Source organism: Streptomyces sp. NPDC056224, from assembly GCF_042267665.1.
Lineage (GTDB): Bacteria > Actinomycetota > Actinomycetes > Streptomycetales > Streptomycetaceae > Streptomyces.
The window spans coordinates 21,050-44,042 of record NZ_JBHJTK010000033.1 but is presented as its reverse complement, the minus strand read 5'-3'; the positions used below and the strand labels follow the sequence as shown (position 1 = coordinate 44,042).

Below are 22,993 nucleotides of genomic sequence, written 5' to 3'. Positions count from 1 at the left end.
CGGAGCGGTATGCGGTGGTCCGCAGTACGTGCGGCGTACTGCGGACGCGGTATGCCGCAGATAAGGACGGGACCTGCGAGCGACGCGATCGCGCCGCGGCGTACGAAAGGCTAAAACAGCCCTCGCGTTCGCCACTGCAGAGAGATCTCATACCCATGTCCTGGCTGTCCCGCTTCAGCCTGGCCCAAAGGGCGTTGATCGGCCTCGTGTCGATCGTCGCGCTCCTCTTCGGTGCCATAGCCATCCCGCAGCTCAAGCAGCAGCTGCTGCCCTCCATCGAACTCCCGATGGTGTCCGTGCTCGCGCCGTATCAGGGCGCCTCGCCCGACGTGGTGGAGAAGCAGGTCGTCGAACCGATCGAGGCCATGCTCAAGGGCGTCGACGGCATCACCGGCATCACCTCCACCGCCAGCGAGGGCAACGCCCTCATCATGGCCACCTTCGACTACGGCGACAGCGGCACCAAGCAGCTCGTCGCCGACGTCCAGCAGGCGGTCAACCGGGCCCGGGTCCGGCTGCCCGCCGAGGTGGACCCGCAGGTGGTGGCCGGTTCCACCGACGACATCCCGACCGTCATCCTCGCCGTCACCTCCGGCAAGGACCAGCAGGCCCTCGCCGACCAGCTGGAGCGCTCCGTCGTCCCCGTCCTGTCGGACATCGAGGGCGTCGGCCAGGTCACCGTCGACGGCGTCCAGGACCTCCAGGTCACCGTCACCCCCGACAACGCCAGGCTCGCGGCCGCGGGCCTCGACGGCGCCGCCCTCGCGCAGGGCCTCCAGGCGGGCGGCGCGACCGTGCCCGCCGGCTCCTTCGACGAGGAGGGCAAGAACCGGACCGTCCGCGTCGGCGCCGGCTACACCTCCCTCGCCCAGGTGGAGGACCTGCGCCTGAGCCCCGCGCCCGGCAAGCCGGCGGTCCGGCTCGGCGACGTCGCCACCGTGAAGCAGGAGGCCGCCAAGGTCGTCTCCATCACCCGGACCAACGGCAAGCCCAGCCTCGCCCTCGTCCTCACCATGGACAAGGACGGCAGCGCCGTCGCCATCTCGGACGCCGTCAAGGACAAGCTCCCCGAGCTGCGTTCCACGCTCGGCTCCGGCGCCGACCTGACCGTCGTCAGCGACCAGGGCCCGGCCGTCGCCAAGTCCATCTCCAGCCTCACCACCGAGGGCATGCTCGGCCTGCTCTTCGCGGTGATCGTGATCCTGGTCTTCCTGGGCTCGCTGCGCTCGACGCTGGTCACCGCGGTCTCCATCCCGCTGTCCGTCGTCCTCGCGCTCATCGTGCTCTGGACCCGCGACCTGTCGCTCAACATGCTGACGCTGGGCGCGCTCACCATCGCCATCGGCCGTGTCGTGGACGACTCGATCGTGGTCCTGGAGAACATCAAGCGCCACCTCGGCTACGGCGAGGAGCGCGAACAGGCCATCCTCACCGCCGTCAAGGAGGTGGCGGGCGCGGTCACCTCCTCCACGCTCACCACCGTCGCCGTCTTCCTGCCGATCGGCCTCACCGGCGGCATGATCGGCGAGCTCTTCGGCTCGTTCTCGCTCACCGTCACCGCCTCGCTGCTGGCCTCGCTGCTCGTCTCGCTCACCGTCGTGCCGGTGCTCTCGTACTGGTTCATGAGCACCCCGAAGGGCGTGAGCGCCGGGGACGCCGAGAGCGCCGCCCGGGCGCGGCGCGAGGCGGAGGAGAAGGAGGCGCGCAGCCGCCTGCAGAAGCTGTACGTCCGCGTCCTGGGCTTCGCCACCCGGCGTCGCCTGACCAGCGTGGCGATCGCGGTCGTCGTCCTCGTCGCCACCTTCGGGATGACCCCGCTGCTGAAGACCAACTTCTTCGACCAGGGCGAGCAGGAAGTCCTGACGATCAAGCAGGAGCTGGCCCCCGGCACCTCGCTGGCCGCGTCCGACGAGGCGAGCCGCAAGATCGAGGGAGCGCTGGCCCAGGTCGACGGCGTCAAGAGCTACCAGGTCACCGTCGGCTCCTCCGGCTTCCTCGCGGCCTTCGGCGGCGGCACGGGCTCCAACCAGGCCTCGTACCAGGTCACCCTGAAGGATTCCGGCACGGCGGACGGCGTCAAGAAGCAGATCGAGGGCAAGCTGGCCGCCCTCGACGGCATCGGCGAGACCCGCATCGCGGCGGGCGACGGCTTCGGCAACCAGAACCTCAGCGTCGTGGTCAAGGCCGGTGACGCCGAGGTCCTCGCCAAGGCCGCCGAGCAGGTGCGGGCCGAGGTGGCCACGCTGAAGAACGTCTCCGACGTCCAGAGCGACCTGTCCCAGTCCGTGCCCCGGATCTCGGTGACCGCCACCCCCAAGGCTGCGGACGCGGGCCTGAACCAGGCCGCGCTCGGCGGACTCGTCGCGCAGGCCGTACGGGGCAACCCGGCGGGCAAGGCCGTACTGGACAACACCGAGCGGGACATCGTCATCAAGTCCGCGCAGCCGGCCACCACCCTGGCGCAGCTGCAGGCCATCCCCGTCGGCCCGCTCACGCTCGGCGACGTCGCCGAGGTCAAGGTGGTCCCCGGCCCGGTCGCCATGACCCGGATCGACGGCGCCCGCGCGGCCACCGTCACCGCGAAGCCGGTCGGCGACAACACGGGCGCGGTCAGTGCCGAGCTCCAGACGAAGCTCAAGGCCCTGGACCTGCCGGAGGGCGCCACGGCCTCCATCGGCGGCGTCTCGGAGGACCAGGACGAGGCCTTCGGCTCGCTCGGCCTGGCCATGCTCGCGGCCATCGCGATCGTGTTCATGCTGCTGGTCGCGACGTTCCGCTCGCTGGTCCAGCCGCTGATCCTGCTGGTCTCCATCCCCTTCGCGGCGACCGGCGCGCTCGGCCTGCTGATCGCCACCGGCACCCCGATGGGCGTTCCGGCGATGATCGGCATGCTGATGCTCATCGGCATCGTCGTGACCAACGCGATCGTCCTGATCGACCTGGTCAACCAGTACCGCGCCCAGGGCCTGGGCGTCGTCGAGGCGGTCATCGAGGGCGGCCGGCACCGCCTGCGCCCGATCCTGATGACGGCCCTGGCGACGATCTTCGCGCTGCTCCCGATGGCGCTGGGCGTCACCGGGGAGGGCGGCTTCATCTCCCAGCCGCTCGCGGTGGTGGTGATCGGCGGCCTGGTCAGCTCGACCCTGCTGACCCTCCTGCTGGTGCCGACCCTCTACACGATGGTGGAACTCCGCAAGGAGCGCCGCCGCGCGAAGCGGACGGCCAAGCGGGAGGCCCGCCTGACGGTGGTCCCGGCCCCGCAGCAGTCCCCGGCGGACGAGAGCCCGGCCAAGGTCTGACGGACGGACGGACGGACTGACTGACGGCCCAGCCCGGCCCGGCCCGGAAAGGGGCGCTCCCGCCGCGGGGGCGCCCCTTTCCGTACGGGTACCGCTCCGGTCGGCGGGGGGCGGCCGTGACCGGTGGCCGCCACGCCCTCCGGCACCGCCTTGTCGGCGCCGCCCTCCGTACCGGGGGGAGCCCAAACGGAAGGGGCACCCCGAGGGGTGCCCCTTCCGCCGGTCGGTTCCGGGCTACGGAAGCGCGAGCATCCGCTCCAGGGCGAGCTTCGCGAAGCTCTCCGTCTCCTTGTCCACCTGGATCTGGTTGACGAGGGTGCCCTCGGCCAGGGACTCCAGGGTCCACACCAGGTGGGGGAGGTCGATGCGGTTCATCGTCGAGCAGAAGCAGACCGTCTTGTCGAGGAAGACGACCTCCTTGTCCTGCGCGGCAAAACGGTTCGCCAGGCGGCGGACCAGGTTCAGCTCCGTGCCGATGGCCCACTTGGAGCCGGCCGGGGCCGCCTCCAGCGCCTTGATGATGTACTCCGTCGAGCCGACGTAGTCCGCGGCCGCGACGACCTCGTGCTTGCACTCGGGGTGCACCAGGACGTTCACGCCGGGGATGCGGGCGCGCACGTCGTTGACCGAGTCGACCGAGAACCGGCCGTGGACCGAGCAGTGCCCGCGCCACAGGATCATCTTGGCGTTCCGCAGCTGCTCGGCGGTCAGGCCGCCGTTCGGCTTGTGCGGGTTGTAGAGCACGCAGTCGTCCAGGGACATGCCCATGTCGCGGACGGCGGTGTTGCGGCCCAGGTGCTGGTCCGGGAGGAAGAGCACCTTCTCGCCCTGCTCGAACGCCCACTCCAGGGCCTTCTTCGCGTTGGACGACGTACAGATCGTGCCGCCGTGCTTGCCGGTGAAGGCCTTGATGTCGGCGGAGGAGTTCATGTACGAGACGGGGACCGTCGCACCGGCGACACCGGCCTCGGTCAGCACGTCCCAGCACTCCGCGACCTGCTCGGCGGTGGCCATGTCGGCCATCGAGCAGCCGGCGGCCAGGTCCGGCAGGACCACCTTCTGGTCGTCCGAGGTCAGGATGTCCGCGGACTCGGCCATGAAGTGCACGCCGCAGAAGACGATGTACTCGGCCTCCGGCTTGGCGGCCGCGTCCTTGGCCAGCTTGAAGGAGTCGCCGGTGACGTCGGCGAACTCGATGACCTCGTCACGCTGGTAGTGGTGGCCCAGGATGAAGACCTTGTCCCCGAGCTTCTCCTTGGCCGCGCGGGCCCGTGCCACGAGGTCCGGGTCCGACGGCGAGGGAAGGTCGCCGGGGCACTCCACCCCGCGCTCGCTCTTGGGGTCGGCCTCGCGGCCGAGCAGCAGCAGGGCAAGGGGCGTCGGCTGGACGTCCAAAGGCTGGGCGGTGGTCACGACACGCACCCTTTCTGTTCTGCGACAAGGGGGACTTCTGGAGGTATCGCTACGACTTCTCGTCTATTTGACGTTATCTATCATAACCTCTTCACGTCACTTTGACGATGCCGATAGTGTCAATGTGACGCATCAGCCCGTCGATCCACCGGCCCGCCCGTCCCGCGGTGTGCGAGCATGAATGTCTGAAACAAGCGTCGGGTCCCGGAATGAATCCGCGGTCCCGCTCGTTGCCACCGACGGCAAGAGTCCGACGTTTCCCCGCCTCCGGTGGGGAGCCGCCCACTTCGGGAGTGAATGCAGATGTCCGTACAGGACGACAAGACCACTGTGAGCGACGGCATCCTCCTGTCCGACGCCGCCGCCGAGAAGGTCAGGACCCTGCTGGAGCAGGAGGGCCGCGATGACCTGGCGCTGCGCGTCGCCGTCCAGCCCGGTGGCTGCTCCGGCCTGCGCTACCAGCTCTTCTTCGACGAGCGTTCGCTCGACGGCGACGTCGTGAAGGACTTCGACGGTGTGAAGGTCGTCACCGACCGGATGAGCTCCCCGTACCTGCACGGCGCCTCGATCGACTTCGTCGACACCATCGAGAAGCAGGGCTTCACGATCGACAACCCGAACGCCACGGGCTCCTGCGCCTGCGGCGACTCGTTCAGCTAAGCCGGCTCACGCCGCACGACGAGGGCCCGCCACCGGTCACATCCGACCGGTGGCGGGCCCTCGTCGCGTCCGCGGGGAACTACTGCCGGGGAAGCGGCTTGCCGTTGGTGGCGTCTACCACCTTCCGGTCGCCCAGCGGCTGCTGGAGCGTCGCCGTCACCGACATCTCCTGGGCCAGCATGATGCAGGCCCGGCCGGGCTGGTTCGGGGTGTCCGTGATCTTCACCAGGACGGACGCGGGCTCCTCACGGGCTTCCAGCGCGTAGGTGCTGCACGCACTGCCCCAGAAGTTCACCGTCAGCTTCCGGTCGTCCTGCGCGTACGAGAATCCGGGCACCGTACGGCCGCCCTTCGGGCCGGGAGTGGTCTCCTGCGCCGCGGCGGCGGGCTGGGCCACCGTGTGGGCGGGGGCGCCGCCCTGGCCCGCCACCTCGAAGAGCCAGGCCGGGACCAGACCGCGCGTCCCGTCCACCGTCCCGGGGACCAGGCCGAGCACGGCGCCCTTGACCGTCTCCGTGCGCGGCGGCTTCATCGGCCGCGGCTCCGGATTGCACGGCGGCGTGTCCGTGGGCCCCAACGGGTTGTCCGGATCCAGCGGCACCGAGGTCGCGCAGCCGCTGGGACCGGTGCCGGTACCGTCCGAACCGCCCGACTTAGCGTTCAGCCGGGCCAGCGCCTCCACGGCGCCGACCACCTGCTGGTCGGCCGCCCGTACCGGGGCCTTCAGCTCGCCGCTGCCCGCTACCACCGATGCGTCGCCGGCCACGCTCACCTTGGTGGACCAGCCCTGGGTGGGGAGCCCGCCGATCACCGGGTCCGCGGCCACCACCCGCACCGCGTCCTGGGTGAGCCGCGCGTCGAGCTTCGCCCCCTCCTGGCCGACCGCGGCCAGCACCGGGCGCGCGGCGGCCTTGGCGGCCTCCTCGGACACCGGCTTGCCGGAACCGGCGTTCCCCGCGTCCCGGGGCAAGGTGGCGGGGCCGCAGGTGTCCTTGCCGCGCGCACAGTTGTCCCCGGCGCCGTTGCCCTGCACCTGGAAGCGGCTGAAGTTCCAGGTCCCCGGGGCCGTACGGGCCACCGTGAGCCGCGGCCCGGAGCCGTCGGCGGCCTCCCCGGCCACCCAGACGTCCCCGTTCAGCCGCGGCGCGCCCGGGATCCCGAGGGCCGCCGCCAGGCGGGCCACCTCGTCCGAGGTGACCTCGCCCGACGCGGTGTAGCCGGGCGCGGACGCCGGCGCCTCCGGAAGCGGGACGTCGGCCCGGTAGACCACGCCGCCACCGGACGGGTCGGGCTCCCCGGGCGCGATGCCCGGCCCCGTGGGCCCCGTGGGACTGCCCGCGTCACGGGGCGCCGAGGCCGCGCTGCCCTCCGTACGACCGCCCGGCGCGCCGTCCCCATACGCGGTGGACGCCCAGTAGGCGGTACCGCCGCCGGTCAGCAGGACGGCGGCCGCGATCGAGCCGATGGCCCACGACGGCCGCCGTCGTGTACCGCGTGATGTGTCGGGTTCTTCGCTGGTCACCGCATCGCTCCTTCACCTGTTCCGTCCTGCCTGATGCGGGTGTGACGGAACAGACGCGCAACCGGTTCCCGTAATCGCCGGCCCTTAGTGGTCCCCGTACGCGGCGGTGGACGCGATCAGCCGTGCCGAGGCCGGCGGGACGCTGATCCCGTGGATCTGCGAGGGCGCCACCCGGACCGGGCGCGGACCCGCCGGGACCGCCCAGTGCGGGGCCATCCGGGCGCAGTCACCCAGCAGACGGGCGAAGCCGGGTCGCCGCGATCCTTCCCCGACGCGCGCGTCGGAGCTGTACTCGGAGTAGCCGAAGCCGTCGGTATAGGTCATGAGGGCACCGTAGGCACCGTGTCTCTCGTGAAGAAAGAGCTACTACGGGGTAGTTTCAGCCGTTCGGCCTGGGGCCCGCGAGCGGGTAGTTTTGACTGTCCCCCTTGCCGTCCTCCGCAGGAGCGTCCACGCCGTGCGCATCGCAGTCACCGGCTCCATCGCCACCGACCACCTCATGACCTTCCCCGGCCGTTTCGCCGACCAGCTGGTCGCGGACCAGCTGCACACGGTCTCCCTCTCCTTCCTCGTCGACAACCTCGACGTCCGGCGGGGCGGTGTCGGCCCGAACATCTGCTTCGGCATGGGGCAGCTCGGCAGCCGCCCGGTCCTGGTCGGAGCCGCCGGCTCCGACTTCGACGAGTACCGCGCCTGGCTGGACCGGCACGGCGTCGACACGGACTCCGTCCGGATCTCCGAGGTCCTGCACACCGCGCGCTTCGTGTGCACCACGGACTCCGACCACAACCAGATCGGCTCCTTCTACACGGGCGCGATGAGCGAGGCCCGCCTGATCGAGCTGAAGTCCGTCGCCGACCGGGTGGGCGGGCTGGACCTGGTCCTGATCGGCGCGGACGACCCCGAGGCGATGCTGCGCCACACGGAGGAGTGCCGGACGCGGGGCATCCCCTTCGCCGCCGACTTCTCGCAGCAGATCGCCCGGATGGACGGCGACAACATCCGCACCCTGATGGAGGGCGCGACGTACCTCTTCTCGAACGAGTACGAGAAGGGTCTCATCGAGTCGAAGTCGGGCTGGACGGACGCGGAGATCCTCGCGAAGGTCGGCACGCGGGTGACCACCCTGGGCTCGCAGGGCGTGCGGATCGAGCGCGTCGGCGAGGAGCCGATCGTGGTCGGCTGCCCCGAGGAGACCGCGAAGATCGACCCGACGGGTGTCGGCGACGCGTTCCGCGCCGGGTTCCTGACCGGACTGAGCTGGGGCGTCGGCCTGGAGCGCGCCGCGCAGCTGGGCTGCATGCTCGCGACGCTGGTCATCGAGACGCTCGGCACCCAGGAGTACACCCTGGCCCGGGCCCACTTCATGGAGCGCTTCACGAAGGCCTACGGGGACGAGGCCGCGGCCGAGGTCCGCGCCCACCTCGCGGCGTAACACCGCCGCCCCGGCCCCGCCGCCCGGATCGCGGCGGGGCCCCGGGCTCGCGCACCGGGCTCGCGCACCGGTGCGCGGCGCCGGCCCGGCAGCGTCAGACGGCTCTGCGGACCCGGTACGCCACGCCCTCCGGGCGGGGGGCCTCGCCCAGGTACGTGTGCCCCCGCATCGCGCACCACGCCGGGATGTCCAGGCGGGCCACCTCGTCGTCGGAGACGACCGTGACCGTGCCGCCCACCGGGACCCGGCCGATGGCCCGGGCCAGCTCGATCACCGGCTGGGGACAGCGCAGCCCCAGCGCGTCGAGCTCCAGCGAGTCCGCCACCGGCGGCCCGGCCGGGCCCGGATCGACCACGCCGAGGCGTTCCCGTACGCCGGAGACCGCCCCCGGCAGCACCTCCAGGAACGCGTTCACCTCCTCCGCGGACGTACCCGGCGGCAGCGAGACCCGTACGTTCCCCTCCGACAGCACCCCCATCGCCCGGAGCACATGACTCGGGGTCAGGGTGGAGCTGGTGCAGGACGAGCCCGAATTGACCGAGAAGCCCGCCCGGTCCAGTTCGTGCAGCAGCGCCTCCCCGTCGACGTACAGGCAGGAGAAGGTGACCAGGTGCGGAAGCCGGCGGTCCGGGTCGCCGGCCACTTCCACGTCCGGGACCAGCCGGACCACCCGGCGCCGGATCCGGTCCACCAGGATCCGCAGCCGCGCCGCTTCCGCGTCGGCCTCGGCCCGTACGGCCCGCAGGGACGCCGCGGCCGCCACGATCGCGGGGAGGTTCGCGAAGCCGGGGGAGCGGCCCGACTCCCGTTCGTCCGCGGGGCCTTGGGGGGAGAAGCGGACCCCCTTGCGCACCGCCAGCAGGCCGACCCCCGGCGGGCCGCCCCATTTGTGCGCGCTCGCGGTTAGGACCGACCAGGCGCCCTCCACCGGCCCCCAGCCCAGCGACTGCGCCGCGTCCACCAGGAGCGGCACCCCCGCCTCCGCGCAGACGCCGGCGACCTCCGCCACCGGCTGGACCGTGCCCACCTCGTGGTTGGCGGACTGGAGGCAGGCCAGCGCGGTGGACGCCCCCACCGCCTCGCGGTAACCCGCCGCCGTCACCGCGCCCGTGCGGTCCACCGGAACCTCGGTCACCGTCCCGCCGAGCGCCTCGTGCGCCTGGGCCGCGTGGAGTACAGAACTGTGTTCGACCGCCGACACGACCAGATGCCCGCCGACCCGCCGGCGGCCCGCGAGGACCCCCGCCACCCCCGTGTGAACCGCGTGCGTCCCCGAAGGAGTGAACACCAGCTCGTCGGGGCGGCATCCCACCGCCTCCGCGGCCGCCTCCCGCGCCGCGTCCAGCAGCAGCCGGGCCCTGCGCCCCTCCCGGTACAGCCGGGCCGGATCGGCCCAGCCCTCGTCCAGGGAGGCCAGCAACGCCTGCCGGGCCACGGGGTGCAGGGGAGCGGCGGACGCGCTGTCGAAGTACGGCATCCGGTCACCGTAAGGCAGGGGCCGTACCGGGGGTCCCCCGGCCGCAGTCCGGGGGAGAGTCGTCGAGGGGCGGCGGTCGGGGAGAGGGCGGGACGGAGCCGGACGCGTCCGAGGTCAGGGGGCGTCAGATGTGCCCCGGAGCCCACCGTTCAGGGCCATTCGCGCCGTCCCCCGTACGGCGGATCCATCCCTTCGGGGGCAGTAGCGGCGCGTTGGGCACCCTCCCCGCGCGACCCCAAATAGCGTCCAGTAGGGTTTGGTCCGCATAAACATCCAAACCCCTGCCTGCGTCAGGGCCGGCGACCGACCCGAACACGGCCGCGGCCGGCCGCGCGGGCCGAGACTCTCGGGAAGGCGCTACGTGAGTCCCTACGGCTCCGACCGCTCGCCGCGGCGCCCGATGCGGCGGAAGCTGCTCCAGGCGCTGACTGCGGGCGCGGTCCTGGCGACCGCCACTGGTTGCTCGTACAACTGGCAAGACTTCCCCCGCCTCGGAATGCCCTATCCGGTCACGGAGGAGGCGCCTCGCATCCTGTCCCTGTGGCAGGGGTCGTGGGCAGCTGCTCTCATCACGGGCATCCTGGTCTGGGGCCTGATCATCTGGAGCATCATCTTCCACCGGCGCAGCCGGACGAAGGTGGAGGTCCCCCCGCAGACCCGGTACAACATGCCCATCGAGGCGCTGTACACCGTGGTCCCGCTCATCATCGTCTCGGTGCTGTTCTACTTCACCGCGCGTGACGAGTCGAAGCTGCTCGCGCTCTCCAAGCCGGCGCACACGATCAACGTGGTCGGCTTCCAGTGGAGCTGGGGCTTCAACTACGTCGAGAACGTCGACGGCGACGGCGCGACCCCGAAGGCGGGCGAGGTTCCGAAGGAGCTCGCCAACATCCCGGACCGCTACACCAAGGACTTCCCCCTCGGCGCCGAAGGCGTCTACGAGAAGGGCGTCCCGGGCGACCGGAACCCGCAGACGGGCAACCCGGGGCCGACCCTGTGGCTGCCCAAGGGCGAGAAGGTCCGCTTCGTCCTGTCGTCGAACGACGTCATCCACTCCTTCTGGGTGGTCCCGTTCCTCTTCAAGCAGGACGTCATCCCGGGCCACACCAACGTCTTCGAGGTCATTCCTTCGCAAGAGGGTGTCTTCATGGGCAAGTGCGCCGAGCTCTGCGGTGTCGACCACTCCCGGATGCTCTTCAACGTCAAGGTCGTCTCGCCCGAGGAATACCGGGCGCACCTCAAGGAACTGGCCGAGAAGGGGCAGACCGGCTTCCTCCCGGCCGGCATCAAGCAGACTGACCCGGCCCGGAATGCGGAGACGAACAAACTGTGAGCATCCTCAACGAATCTCAGGGTGCCGCCGCCGACTCGTATGAGAACGAGCTGCCGGTACGGCGCAAGCAGCCGGGCAATGTCGTCGTGAAGTGGCTGACCACTACCGACCACAAGACCATCGGCACGATGTACCTGGTCACTTCGTTCGTGTTCTTCCTCGTCGGCGGCCTCCTCGCGCTCTTCATGCGCGCCGAGCTGGCCCGTCCGGGTACGCAGATCATGTCGAACGAACAGTTCAACCAGGCGTTCACGATGCACGGCACGATCATGCTGCTGATGTTCGCGACGCCGCTGTTCGCCGGATTCGCGAACTGGATCATGCCGCTGCAGATCGGCGCGCCCGACGTGGCGTTCCCGCGGCTGAACATGTTCGCGTACTGGATGTACCTCTTCGGCTCGACCATCGCGGTGGCCGGCTTCATCACGCCGAACGGCGCCGCCGACTTCGGCTGGTTCGCCTACTCCCCGCTGTCGGACGCGGTTCGCTCGCCCGGCATCGGCGCCGACATGTGGATCATGGGTCTGGCCTTCTCGGGCTTCGGCACGATCCTCGGCTCGGTCAACTTCATCACCACGATCATCTGCATGCGCGCGCCCGGCATGACGATGTTCCGCATGCCGATCTTCACCTGGAACGTGCTGCTGACCGGTGTGCTGGTCCTGCTCGCCTTCCCGGTGCTGGCCGCCGCGCTCTTCGCGCTGGAGGCCGACCGCAAGTTCGGTGCGCACGTGTTCGACGCCTCGAACGGCGGGGCACTGCTGTGGCAACACCTCTTCTGGTTCTTCGGACACCCAGAGGTGTACATCATCGCGCTGCCGTTCTTCGGAATCGTTTCCGAGATCATCCCGGTCTTCTCGCGCAAGCCGATGTTCGGTTACATCGGCCTGATCGCCGCGACGATCGCGATCGCCGGTCTCTCCGTGACCGTGTGGGCCCACCACATGTACGTCACGGGCGGTGTGCTGCTGCCGTTCTTCTCCTTCATGACCTTCCTCATCGCGGTACCGACCGGTGTGAAGTTCTTCAACTGGATCGGCACCATGTGGAAGGGCTCGCTGTCCTTCGAGACCCCGATGCTCTGGACGATCGGCTTCCTGGTCACCTTCACCTTCGGTGGTCTGACCGGCGTCATCCTGGCCTCGCCCCCGATGGACTTCCACGTCTCCGACTCGTACTTCGTCGTCGCGCACTTCCACTACGTCGTCTTCGGCACCGTGGTGTTCGCGATGTTCGCCGGCTTCCACTTCTGGTGGCCGAAGTTCACGGGCAAGATGCTGGACGAGCGCCTCGGCAAGGTCACCTTCTGGACGCTGTTCATCGGCTTCCACGGCACGTTCCTGGTGCAGCACTGGCTGGGTGCCGAGGGCATGCCGCGTCGTTACGCGGACTACCTCGCCGCCGACGGCTTCACCACCCTGAACACGATCTCGACGATCAGCTCGTTCCTGCTGGGCCTGTCGATCCTGCCGTTCATGTACAACGTCTGGAAGACGGCGAAGTACGGCAAGAAGATCGAGGTCGACGACCCGTGGGGCTACGGCCGTTCGCTCGAGTGGGCGACGTCCTGCCCGCCGCCGCGGCACAACTTCCTCACCCTGCCGCGGATCCGCTCCGAGTCTCCGGCGTTCGACCTGCACCACCCGGAGATCGCGGCCCTCGACCACCTCGAGGACCACAGCGCGGCCACCCAGGCCGTCACCGGTGGCAAGGAGGCCGGCAAGTGAAGATCCAGGGCAAGCTGTTCCTTTGGCTCTCCGTCTTCATCCTGATCATGGCCGTCGTGTACGGCGTGTGGTCGAAGGAGCCCGTCGGAACCACCGCGCTCTTCCTGGGCTTCGGCCTGAGCGTCATGATCGGCTACTACCTGGCCTTCACGGCCAAGCGCGTGGACGAGATGGCCCAGGACAACCTGGAGGCCGACGTCGCCGACGAGGCGGGCGAGCTGGGGTTCTTCGCCCCGCACAGCTGGCAGCCGCTCTCGCTGGGCATCGGCGGTGCGCTCGCGTTCATGGGCGTCATCTTCGGCTGGTGGCTCATGTACTTCTCGGCCCCGATCATCGTGATCGGCCTGTGGGGCTGGGTGTACGAGTACTACCGCGGTGAGAACCAGAACCAGTAGGACCGAAAGCGCCGGTCGCACGACCGGTATCAGCGTGAACCCGGGGCCCGGACACCTCTTCGGAGGAGTCCGGGCCCCTCGTTTGCAGTCACCCCGCGCGCCGTAATTGTCATATCTTCATAGCGTTGGTCCCATGAACCACTCACCGCGTCTTTGGACGGTACTCAGCTGCTCCCTGCTGGTCGCGTCCCTCGGGGCCGGCGCCACCGCATGCGGGTCCGGCGACAACCCGCTGTCAGCCCGCCCGTACGACGCGGGCGATCAAGTCGCCTTCAACCAGGCCGCCGGCGGTCGCCCCGTGGACCCTGACAAGCCCCTCGAAGTCACGACGAAGGGGGGTGAGGCACGCATCACCGACGTCACGGTCGTGGACACCCACGGCCGCCGGCTGGCGGGCGAACTCTCCGCCAAGGGAGACCGGTGGCACAACACGGTCCCGATGTCCGCCGGCGTCCGCTACACGGTCACCGTCAGCACCGAGAACGCGAAGGGCGCCCCGGGACAGCGCACGATCTCCTTCGACACCACTCCGGCCAAAGGCGTCCTGCAGGTCGAATTCGGCCCGGACGCGGGCAAGTACGGCGTCGGACAGCCCCTCACGGCCGAACTCAGCGAACCCGTCAAGGACAAGGCCGCCCGCGCGATCGTCGAGCGGGGCCTGCTCGTCAGCGCACCCGCGGGCGTCGAGGGCGCCTGGTACTGGGTCGACGACAAGAAGCTCCACTACCGGCCCAAGGAGTACTGGCCCGCCCACAGCGAGGTCTCCGTACGGAGCAACCTGGAGGGCGTCAAGATCTCCGACCACCTCTACGGGGCCGCGGCCAAGCCGCTGAAGCTGGAGATCGGCGACCGCGTCGAGGTCACCACCGACGCCTCCTCGCACTACCTCACGTTCAGGCGCAACGGAGAAGTGATCAACACCATTCCGGTGACCACCGGGAAGCCCGGCTTCTCCACCCGCAACGGGGTCAAGGTGGTGCTCGGCAAGCAGTACTTCGTCCAGATGCGCGGCGACACCGTCGGCATCGGCGGCAGCGAGTACTACAACCTGCCCGTCTACTACGCCACTCGCGTCACCTGGAGTGGTGAATACGTCCACGCCGCGCCGTGGTCCGTCGGCTCCCAGGGCTACGAGAACGTGAGCCACGGCTGCACCGGCATGAGCACGGGCAACGCCGCCTGGTTCTACGAGAACATCACCGAGGGCGACATCGTCAAGGTGATCAACAGCATCGGCGACGACATGGACACCTTCGGCAACGGCTTCGGCGACTGGAACATGGACTGGAAGGAATGGCGCGAGGGCAGCGCCCTCCTCAAGGGCACCCAGGAAGGCCGCAGCACCGTCGACCAGACCCGTCTGCGGCCCACCGTCTGAGGCCCGGGGCCCCGCGCGGGCCCACGGGAACCCCACGGGCCCGCGAACGCCCCGTCAGACGGCTGCCAGGCGGCCGTCAGGCGGCCGGTGGCGGGCCGGAGCGGCCGCAGACGGCTCTCAGGCGCTCTCAGGCGGCCGAGGACGCCAGCCGGGAGCGCAGGAGGGCCGCCAGGGCGTCCGCGAACTCCACCGGGTCCACCGGAAGGGTCACGGCGGCGTCCGCGCGGCTCCAGGTCGCCAGCCAGGCGTCCTGCGGGCGCCCCATCAGCAGCAGCACCGGGGGACACCGGAAGATCTCGTCCTTGATCTGCCGGCACACACCCATGCCGCCGGCCGGAACCGCCTCGCCGTCGAGCACGCACACGTCGATCCCGCCCGCGCCCAGCTCCGTCAGCACCGCCGGCAGCGTCGCGCACTCCAGGAACTCCACCGGCGGCAGGTCCGCGGCCGGCCTGCGCCCGGCCGCCAGCCGCACCTGCTCCCGGGTGCCCGCGTCGTCGCTGTAGACCAGAACCCGCGCAGTCGCCCGCATTTCGTTCCTCCACGTGTCACGTGAATCACGTTGATGTTGCGCGGGATGCTACTCCTCCCGATGCGCTGTCAACATCGGTTCGCGCAGCCTCGTACGAGACGCTCATGGGGACATCTGATGGGCCGTTCGGGCCTTGCACACGCCCCGGACACTCCGAACGGCACCCCCCGGGGTGAGGGCGGGATAAGCGACCGACATAATGTCGGTCGTGGCGACAGCAACGACAGTAGATACCGGGCACGCGCACCCGACGGTCAACCGGCCGAACCTCGTCAGCGTCGGAACCATCATCTGGTTGAGTTCCGAGCTGATGTTCTTCGCGGCCCTCTTCGCGATGTACTTCACCCTGCGATCCGTGACAGGAACCGAGTACTGGACAGAACAGGCTGACTTCCTGAATCTGCCCTTCTCGGCGACGAACACGACGATCCTGGTGCTCTCCTCGCTCACCTGCCAGCTCGGCGTATTCGCCGCCGAGCGCGGTGACGTGAAGAAGCTCAGGACGTGGTTCATCATCACGTTCGTCATGGGTGCGATCTTCATTGGCGGCCAGGTGTTCGAGTACACCGAGCTGGTCAAGCACGAGGGCCTGAGCCTCTCGTCCGGACCGTACGGCTCGGTGTTCTACCTGACCACCGGCTTCCACGGTCTGCACGTGACGGGCGGTCTCATCGCCTTCCTGCTGGTCCTCGGCCGGACGTACGCGGCCAAGAGGTTCACCCACGAACAGGCCACGTCGGCCATCGTCGTGTCCTACTACTGGCACTTCGTCGATGTCGTCTGGATCGGCCTCTTCGCGACGATCTACCTGATCAAGTAGCGAACACGTCACCGGGCCCGACCCGGCACTCCATCCAGAAACACCGACGCAGAAGATCCTGACACCGGGGTAATCCGTGAAAAAGCTCTCCGCACGACGACGCCATCCGCTGGCGGCGGTCGTCGTTCTACTCCTCGCGCTGGCGGCCACTGGGGGGCTGTACGCCGCCTTCGCCCCCGCGGGCAAGGCGCAGGCCGACGAAACCGCCCAGTCCCTCGCCATCGAGGAGGGCGCCAAGCTCTACGCCGTGGGTTGCGCAAGCTGCCACGGAACCGGCGGTCAGGGTTCCACTGACGGCCCCAGCCTGGTCGGCGTCGGCTCCGCAGCCGTCGACTTCCAGGTGAGCACGGGCCGCATGCCCGCCCAGCAGCCCGGCGCCCAGGTGCCGAAGAAGCCGGTCGTCTACAACCAGGCGCAGATCGACCAGCTGGCCGCGTACATCGCGTCCCTCGGCGCCGGCCCGATCGTGCCGACCGAGAAGCAGTACGACCCGGCGGGCGCCGACATCGCCAACGGTGGTGAGCTGTTCCGCAACAACTGCGCGCAGTGTCACAACTTCACCGGCGAGGGCGGCGCGCTGACGAACGGCAAGTACGCCCCCAACCTCGAGGGCGTCGAGCCGAAGCACGTCTACGAGGCCATGATCACCGGCCCGCAGAACATGCCCTCCTTCCCGGACAGCACCATGCCGGAGAAGCAGAAGAAGGACATCATCGCGTACATCCAGAACGTGAACGGCGAGAAGTCGGTCAGCCCCGGCGGCCTGAAGCTCGGTGGCCTCGGCCCCGTCTCCGAGGGTCTGTTCGGCTGGATCTTCGGTCTGGGTGCGCTGATCGCTGTCGCCGTCTGGGTCGCGGCCCACACCGCTAAGGCCAAGAAGTCATGAGTAGCCAAGAGATTCCCGAAGAGAAGCACCTGCCGAGCGAGCAGGGCGACGCGCACCACGGTGCCGTAGCGGTCGCGGACGATCCGTTCGCCGACCCGGGCCTTCCGGTCCACAAGCCGCGCATCCAGGACATCGACGAGCGGGCGGCGAGGCGCTCCGAGCGCACCGTCGCGATGCTCTTCACGGTGTCGATGCTGGCGACGGTCGCGTTCATCGTCGCCTACGTGGCCATCCCGGTCAGCAAGATCGTGTACATCTTCCCCATCGGGAAGGTGAGCGCGCTCAACTTCGCCCTGGGCATGACCCTGGGCACGGCCCTCTTCTGCATCGGCGCGGGCGCGGTCCACTGGGCCCGCACCCTGATGTCCGACGTCGAGGTCGCCGACGAGCGCCACCCGATCGCCGCTTCGCCGGACGTCAAGGCGAAGGTCATGCAGGACTTCGCGGACGGCGCGAACGAGTCCGGCATCGGCCGGCGTCCGCTGATCCGCAACACGCTGCTGGGCGCGCTGGCCCTGCTGCCGCTGTCCGCCGTGATGCTCATGCGTGACACCGGTCCGCTGCCCGAGGACAAGCTGCGCAAGACGCTGTGGGCCAAGGGCAAGCTGCTCATCAACCAGAACACGATGGAGCCGCTGCGTCCCGAGGACGTGGTCGTCGGTTCGCTGACCTTCGCCATGCCGGAAGGCCTGGAGGAGGAGCAGCACGACTTCCAGGTCCAGATCGCCAAGGCCGCCCTGATGATCGTCCGCATCAAGCCGGAGGACATCAAGGACAAGCAGGAGCTGGAGTGGTCCCACGAGGGCATCGTGGCCTACTCCAAGATCTGCACCCACGTCGGCTGCCCGATCAGCCTGTACGAGCAGCAGACGCACCACGTGCTCTGCCCGTGCCACCAGTCCACCTTCGACCTCTCCGACGGCGCCCGAGTCATCTTCGGCCCGGCCGGTCACGCGCTTCCGCAGCTGCGGATCGGTGTGAATGACGAAGGCTTCCTCGAAGCGCTCGGCGACTTCGAAGAGCCCGTCGGTCCTGCCTTCTGGGAGCGCGGATGAGCACTGCCACTGAATCCAAGACGGCGCGCAAAGCGCCTGCCGGCGAGCGTGTAGCGGACTGGGCGGACGGCCGCCTGGGCATCTACAGCCTGGCCAAGTCCAACATGCGCAAGATCTTCCCGGACCACTGGTCCTTCATGCTGGGTGAGATCTGCCTCTACAGCTTCATCATCATCATCCTCACGGGTGTGTACCTGACGCTGTTCTTCCACCCGAGCATGAACGAGGTCGTGTACCACGGCTCGTACGTGCCGATGCAGGGCGTCCTGATGTCCGAGGCCTTCGCCTCGACGCTGGACATCAGCTTCGACGTCCGCGGTGGTCTGCTGATCCGGCAGATCCACCACTGGGCCGCGCTGATCTTCGTCGCGGGCATGGTCGTGCACATGATGCGCGTCTTCTTCACCGGCGCGTTCCGCAAGCCGCGTGAGGTCAACTGGATCTTCGGCTTCCTGCTGCTGGTCCTCGGCATGTTCACCGGTTTCACCGGTTACTCGCTGCCGGACGACCTGCTGTCGGGCACCGGTGTCCGCTTCATGGAGGGCGCGATCCTGTCCGTGCCGGTCATCGGCACGTACCTGTCGTTCTTCCTCTTCGGCGGGGAGTTCCCGGGCGGCGACTTCGTCGCGCGGTTCTACTCGATCCACATCCTGCTGCTGCCCGGCATCATGATGGGCCTGCTGGTGGCCCACCTGATCCTGGTCTTCTACCACAAGCACACCCAGTTCGCGGGTCCCGGCAAGACGAACAACAACGTCGTCGGCATGCCGCTGCTGCCGGTCTACATGGCCAAGGCCGGAGGCTTCTTCTTCCTGGTCTTCGGTGTCATCGCGGCCATCGCGGCCATCGCCTCGATCAACCCGATCTGGGCGCTCGGCCCGTACCGCCCGGACCACGTGTCCACCGGTGCGCAGCCCGACTGGTACATGGGTATGCCGGAAGGCCTGATCCGGGCCATGCCCGGCTGGGAGATCAACCTGTGGGGCCACACGCTCGTCCTGGGCGTGTTCATCCCGCTGCTGCTCTTCCCGCTGGTGCTGGGCTCGATCGCCGCCTGGCCCTTCATCGAGTCCTGGGTCACCGGGGACAAGCGCGAGCACCACATCCTGGACCGCCCGCGCAACGTCCCGACCCGTACGGGCTTCGGTGTCGCCTGGATCGCGGAGTACATCGTGCTCCTGATCGGCGGTGGCAACGACATGTTCGCCCAGTACTTCCACCTCTCGATCAACGCGATCACCTGGTTCGTCCGGATCGGCTTCTTCGTCGTCCCGGTCCTCGCCTTCATCGTCACCAAGCGGATCTGCCTCGGCCTCCAGCGCCGGGACCGGGACAAGGTGCTGCACGGTCGCGAGACCGGCATCATCAAGCGCCTGCCGCACGGTGAGTTCGTCGAGGTCCACGAGCCGCTCTCGCAGGACAAGCTGCACACGCTCACCTCGTACACCACGTACGAGCCGATCGAGATCGGCCCGACGGTCGACGAGAACGGTGTCGAGCGCAAGGTGAAGCGCGGCGAGAAGCTGCGCGCGAAGCTCAGCAAGGGCTTCTACGCCGAGGGCAACCAGATTCCGAAGCCCACGGTGGAGGAGTACAAGGAGATCCAGAGCGGCCACGGCCACCACTGACCTCCCGTACGACCGCTTGACCGCATGAGGGACTGATTTCGGTCAGTCCTGGTGTCGCCACGGCGAGAGCCCCGTCCAGTGTCTGGACGGGGCTCTTTGCCGTCTCCCCGGCTGGATAGGCTGAAGGCCTTCCCATCCATTGTGGAATCCTCTACGAGCAGCAGGAGTGGACCATGAACGTTGTGACCCCGGCAGGCGGCGACAGCGTGGCGGCCCCCACCTGGCCGGGCGTTCTCGACGCGCTGCTGACCGGCCGGGACCTGCGTGCCGACGACACCGCCTGGGCCATGGACAAGATCATGCGCGGGGAGGCCACGGACGCCCAGATCGCCGGCTTCGTGGTCGCGCTGCGGGCCAAGGGGGAGACGGTCGCGGAGATCAACGGCCTCGTGCGGACCATGTACGAGCACGCCAACCTGATCGAGGTGCCCGGCCGGACGGTGGACATCGTCGGCACGGGCGGCGACGGCGCGAAGACGGTCAACATCTCGACGATGTCGGCGGTCGTGGTGGCCGGTACGGGCGCCAAGGTGGTCAAGCACGGCAACCGGGCCGCGTCCTCCGCGAGCGGGGCCTCGGACGTCCTGGAGAAGCTCGGCGTCAACCTCGACCTCACCCCGGCGCGCGTCGCCGAGGTCGCGGAGGAGGCCGGGATCACCTTCTGCTTCGCGGTGAAGTTCCACCCCGCGCTGCGGCACGTGGCCGCGGCCCGCAAGGAGCTGGGCATCCGGACCACCTTCAACTTCCTCGGCCCGCTGACCAATCCGGCGAAGGTACGGGCCCAGGCGACGGGCGTGGCCGACGCCCGGATGGCCCCGATCGTGGCGGGCGTGCTCGCCGAGCGGGGCTCCTCCGCGCTGGTCTTCCGGGGCGACGACGGCCTGGACGAGCTGACCACGACCGCGACCTCGCGGGTGTGGTGGGTGCGGGACGGCAAGGTCGCGGAGCAGCCCTTCGACCCGCGGGACGTCGGCATCACCCTCGTCGACGTGTCGGAGCTGCGCGGCGCGGACGCCTCGTACAACGCGGACGTCGCCCGCCGCCTGTTCTCCGGCGAGACGGGCCCGGTCCGCGACGCCGTCCTGCTGAACTCGGCCGCGGCCCTGGTGGCCCTGGACCCGGGCACGGGCCCGCTGGAGGAGCAGCTCGCGGCCGGCATCACCCGGGCGGCGGAGTCGATCGACTCGGGTGCGGCCCGGGCGGCGCTGCAGCGCTGGGTGGCGGCCAGCAACGCCTGACTCCGATTGATCGCTTTCGGTCAAGGCCCCGGTCCGCCATTCGGACCGGGGCCTTGCGCACGGGGGATCATGTGGCAGGATGCTGGACAGGTCACGAGTGACAGCGTTTAGGCCCCGGCTTGCTGTCCGGCAACCCTCCTTCCGTGGCGGGGTGCCCCGGGTGATGACCAGGCCGTAGGCAGCGAGGTCTACGGCAAGCGCGGATCCCTCGACACCAGGGGTCCTGGTCTCTCGAGGAGCGTTTTTCCGTGAGCAAGCGAATGCGATAGGGCGACTCCGCCCCTTCTTCACCCCGGGATCAGGGTCACTTCCGCGTACCCGCCTTCGATCCGGGGACTTCCCGTACCTTCCCCGGACTCCGTCCGGGGGACCCCCAGGTCGGCCGCCGAGCCGTACCCGCGTACGGGCACACCGAAGCCATTCACCCCTGCCTGCCGGGAGATTCCGTCATGTCCGTTTCCGTGAACGCCGCCCCCGCCGTCGCCCCCGCCCCCGCCTCCGCCGCCCCCGCCGTCAACCCCGCCTGTGCCGAGCCGCTGCCGGTCCTCGGCCGGGACGTCACCGTCCCGCTCGTCACCGGCGGCGAGGTCACCTACGCGGCCCTCGACTACGCGGCCAGCGCCCCGGCGCTCCAGCGGGTCTGGGACGACGTGGCCGCGTACGCCCCGTACTACGGCAGCGTGCACCGCGGCGCCGGCTACCTCTCGCAGCTCTCCACCGACCTCTTCGAGCAGAGCCGCGTCACGGTCGCGCGGTTCCTCGACTGCCGCCCCTCGGACCAGGTGGTCTTCACCCGGTCCACCACCGACTCCCTGAACCTGCTCGCCGCCGCGCTCCCGGCCGGCTGCCAGGTCTTCGTCTTCGAGACCGAGCACCACGCCTCGCTGCTGCCGTGGTCGGACGCGCAGGTCACCTACCTCAACGCCCCCCGCACCCCGGACGAGGCCGTCGCCACCCTGGAGCGCGCCCTGGCCGACCGCACGGCAACAGGTGAAGAGGGCTACGGTCCGGCCCTGGTCTGCGTCACCGGCGCCTCCAACGTCACCGGCGAGCTGTGGCCGGTGAAGGAGCTCGCCGCCGCCGCGCACGCCCACGGCGCGCGGATCGTCCTGGACGCCGCCCAGCTCGCCCCGCACCACCCCGTCTCCGTGCAGGACCTCGACGTGGACTGGGTCGCCTTCTCGGGGCACAAGCTCTACGCCCCCTTCGGCTCGGGCGTGCTGGCCGGCCGCGCGGACTGGCTCCAGGAGGCAGAGCCGTACCTCGCAGGCGGCGGCGCCTCCCGCAAGGTCTCCCGGCGCGAGGACGGCGGCGTGGACGTCGAGTGGCACACCACCGCCGCCCGTCACGAGGCCGGCTCCCCGAACGTCATCGGCGTCTACTCCATCGCATCCGCCTGCAAGGCCCTGACCGAGGCGGGCTTCGAGAGCCTCGTCGCCCGCGAGCGCCACCTCATCGCGAAGGTCCGGGAGGGCCTGGCCGGCGTCCCGGCGGTCCGCGTCCTGTCCCTCTTCGGGGACGATGCGCCGCGCGTCGGCGTCATCTCCTTCGTGGTGGACGGCTGGAACAGCTCCCACTTCGCGGCGGCGCTGTCCGCCGAGTACGGCATCGGCGTCCGCGACGGCCTCTTCTGCGCCCACCCGCTGGTCCGCACCCTGCTGGGCAGCGAGCCGCAGGCCCAGGGCGAATGCGGCGCCCCGGAGGCGGCCCCGGGGGAGCGGTCCCTCAACGCGATCCGCGTCAGTTTCGGCGCCGGCACCCCCGACGAGCACGTGGAGCGCTTCGTCCGCGCGGTGAGGGAACTCGTCGCGGACGGCGCGAAGTGGCGGTACCGCACGGAAGAGGGCCGCTGCGTCCCCGCCGTCTGACGCTCTGCGGTACGGCGGGTGGAGGACACGCCGCCCCGACCGGTGGGAGCGGCTCAACTGGCGCAATGTGCCCGGACCGTTCCGCGGCGCCGGGACGGACCCCGCCGGACGGGACGGCCGACGTGCTCCGCGACGGTGACGCGCACCGGACCCGGGAGGGTCCGGGAGCGGTGGCGGGGGCGGGGCCGCGTACGGGGGCGGGCCGTTGCGCCCGGCCTCACCCGGTCGGTGTCGAAGCGGGAGGCGAGTGCGAGGCTGCGGCACCCGGCTGCGCGGCCCCGGCGACCACGGCCCCGGCGACCACCCGCGCGGGTGCCCGTTCCGGCT

The 22,993-nt window shown here is 69.8% G+C and carries 18 protein-coding genes and 1 riboswitch; of the genes, 13 read left to right on the top strand and 5 right to left on the bottom strand.

Annotated elements, in window-relative coordinates:
* Window positions 1–155 precede the first annotated feature (155 nt).
* On the top strand, window positions 156–3,299 hold the full coding sequence (locus ACFCZ1_RS28725; protein WP_376681172.1) for an efflux RND transporter permease subunit: 3,144 nt from the start codon (window positions 156–158) through the stop codon (window positions 3,297–3,299).
* 234 nt (window positions 3,300–3,533) lie between these two features.
* Here ACFCZ1_RS28725 and nadA read toward each other — a convergent pair whose 3' ends face one another.
* Window positions 3,534–4,721 (bottom strand): quinolinate synthase NadA, encoded by a 1,188-nt coding sequence (gene nadA, locus ACFCZ1_RS28720; RefSeq protein WP_376681171.1) that lies wholly within the window; start codon window positions 4,719–4,721, stop codon window positions 3,534–3,536.
* Between the two features lie 294 nt (window positions 4,722–5,015).
* On the opposite strand from nadA, the gene erpA reads away from it, so the two are divergent.
* Window positions 5,016–5,372 carry an iron-sulfur cluster insertion protein ErpA gene (gene erpA, locus ACFCZ1_RS28715; RefSeq protein WP_030010511.1) on the top strand — a complete coding sequence of 119 codons (357 nt, stop codon included), beginning with the start codon at window positions 5,016–5,018 and terminating at the stop codon, window positions 5,370–5,372.
* A gap of 79 nt (window positions 5,373–5,451) precedes the next feature.
* Here erpA and ACFCZ1_RS28710 read toward each other — a convergent pair whose 3' ends face one another.
* Together ACFCZ1_RS28710 and ACFCZ1_RS28705 are read right to left on the bottom strand one after the other, a co-directional pair.
* The gene (locus tag ACFCZ1_RS28710) at window positions 5,452–6,894 is read right to left on the bottom strand and encodes a hypothetical protein (RefSeq protein WP_376681170.1); all 1,443 of its coding nucleotides are present in this window, start codon (window positions 6,892–6,894) and stop codon (window positions 5,452–5,454) included.
* An 84-nt stretch (window positions 6,895–6,978) separates the two neighbouring features.
* Window positions 6,979–7,218, bottom strand: coding sequence for a hypothetical protein (locus ACFCZ1_RS28705; protein ID WP_376681169.1), 240 nt, complete (start codon window positions 7,216–7,218; stop codon window positions 6,979–6,981).
* A 133-nt stretch (window positions 7,219–7,351) separates the two neighbouring features.
* Between ACFCZ1_RS28705 and ACFCZ1_RS28700 the strand changes: the two genes are divergently transcribed.
* The gene (locus tag ACFCZ1_RS28700; protein ID WP_376681168.1) at window positions 7,352–8,329 is read left to right on the top strand and encodes a carbohydrate kinase family protein; all 978 of its coding nucleotides are present in this window, start codon (window positions 7,352–7,354) and stop codon (window positions 8,327–8,329) included.
* Window positions 8,330–8,423: 94 nt separating this feature from the next.
* Here the strand turns inward: ACFCZ1_RS28700 and ACFCZ1_RS28695 are convergent, their stop codons facing one another.
* The gene (locus ACFCZ1_RS28695) at window positions 8,424–9,806 is read right to left on the bottom strand and encodes a cysteine desulfurase/sulfurtransferase TusA family protein (RefSeq protein WP_376681167.1); all 1,383 of its coding nucleotides are present in this window, start codon (window positions 9,804–9,806) and stop codon (window positions 8,424–8,426) included.
* 361 nt (window positions 9,807–10,167) lie between these two features.
* Here ACFCZ1_RS28695 and coxB point away from each other — a divergent pair, with 361 nt between their 5' ends.
* The 4 genes from coxB (at window position 10,168) to ACFCZ1_RS28675 (ending at window position 14,639) form a co-directional block, all read left to right on the top strand.
* The gene (coxB, locus tag ACFCZ1_RS28690; protein WP_376681166.1) at window positions 10,168–11,139 is read left to right on the top strand and encodes a cytochrome c oxidase subunit II; all 972 of its coding nucleotides are present in this window, start codon (window positions 10,168–10,170) and stop codon (window positions 11,137–11,139) included.
* Entirely contained in the window at window positions 11,136–12,866 is a 1,731-nt protein-coding gene (gene ctaD / locus ACFCZ1_RS28685) for a cytochrome c oxidase subunit I (RefSeq protein WP_376681165.1), read from the top strand. Before coxB ends, ctaD begins: the two co-directional genes overlap by 4 nt.
* Window positions 12,863–13,261 (top strand): cytochrome c oxidase subunit 4, encoded by a 399-nt coding sequence (locus ACFCZ1_RS28680; RefSeq protein ID WP_376681164.1) that lies wholly within the window; start codon window positions 12,863–12,865, stop codon window positions 13,259–13,261. The genes ctaD and ACFCZ1_RS28680 overlap by 4 nt, the downstream gene beginning before the upstream one ends.
* Window positions 13,262–13,394: 133 nt before the next feature.
* Complete coding sequence (locus ACFCZ1_RS28675) at window positions 13,395–14,639, top strand: Ig-like domain-containing protein (RefSeq protein WP_376681163.1); 1,245 nt, start codon at window positions 13,395–13,397, stop codon at window positions 14,637–14,639.
* Window positions 14,640–14,766: 127 nt separating this feature from the next.
* Here the strand turns inward: ACFCZ1_RS28675 and ACFCZ1_RS28670 are convergent, their stop codons facing one another.
* The gene (locus tag ACFCZ1_RS28670; protein WP_376681162.1) at window positions 14,767–15,171 is read right to left on the bottom strand and encodes a hypothetical protein; all 405 of its coding nucleotides are present in this window, start codon (window positions 15,169–15,171) and stop codon (window positions 14,767–14,769) included.
* A 199-nt stretch (window positions 15,172–15,370) separates the two neighbouring features.
* Between ACFCZ1_RS28670 and ACFCZ1_RS28665 the strand changes: the two genes are divergently transcribed.
* The 6 genes from ACFCZ1_RS28665 (at window position 15,371) to ACFCZ1_RS28640 (ending at window position 22,666) form a co-directional block, all read left to right on the top strand.
* A complete protein-coding gene (locus ACFCZ1_RS28665) occupies window positions 15,371–15,991 on the top strand; it encodes a heme-copper oxidase subunit III (RefSeq protein WP_376681161.1) in 621 nt (206 codons plus the stop codon).
* A gap of 76 nt (window positions 15,992–16,067) precedes the next feature.
* On the top strand, window positions 16,068–16,877 hold the full coding sequence (locus tag ACFCZ1_RS28660; protein ID WP_376681160.1) for a c-type cytochrome: 810 nt from the start codon (window positions 16,068–16,070) through the stop codon (window positions 16,875–16,877).
* Window positions 16,874–17,932 (top strand): Rieske 2Fe-2S domain-containing protein, encoded by a 1,059-nt coding sequence (locus ACFCZ1_RS28655; RefSeq protein ID WP_376681159.1) that lies wholly within the window; start codon window positions 16,874–16,876, stop codon window positions 17,930–17,932. Before ACFCZ1_RS28660 ends, ACFCZ1_RS28655 begins: the two co-directional genes overlap by 4 nt.
* Entirely contained in the window at window positions 17,929–19,560 is a 1,632-nt protein-coding gene (locus tag ACFCZ1_RS28650; protein ID WP_376681158.1) for a cytochrome bc complex cytochrome b subunit, read from the top strand. The genes ACFCZ1_RS28655 and ACFCZ1_RS28650 overlap by 4 nt, the downstream gene beginning before the upstream one ends.
* 173 nt (window positions 19,561–19,733) lie before the next feature.
* Window positions 19,734–20,798: an anthranilate phosphoribosyltransferase gene (gene trpD / locus ACFCZ1_RS28645; protein WP_376681157.1), complete on the top strand. Its 1,065-nt coding sequence runs from the start codon at window positions 19,734–19,736 to the stop codon at window positions 20,796–20,798.
* An 89-nt stretch (window positions 20,799–20,887) separates the two neighbouring features.
* A riboswitch (SAM riboswitch) is annotated at window positions 20,888–21,004 on the top strand.
* Between the two features lie 243 nt (window positions 21,005–21,247).
* Window positions 21,248–22,666 (top strand): aminotransferase class V-fold PLP-dependent enzyme, encoded by a 1,419-nt coding sequence (locus ACFCZ1_RS28640; RefSeq protein WP_376681156.1) that lies wholly within the window; start codon window positions 21,248–21,250, stop codon window positions 22,664–22,666.
* The last annotated feature ends 327 nt before the right edge of the window (window positions 22,667–22,993 follow it).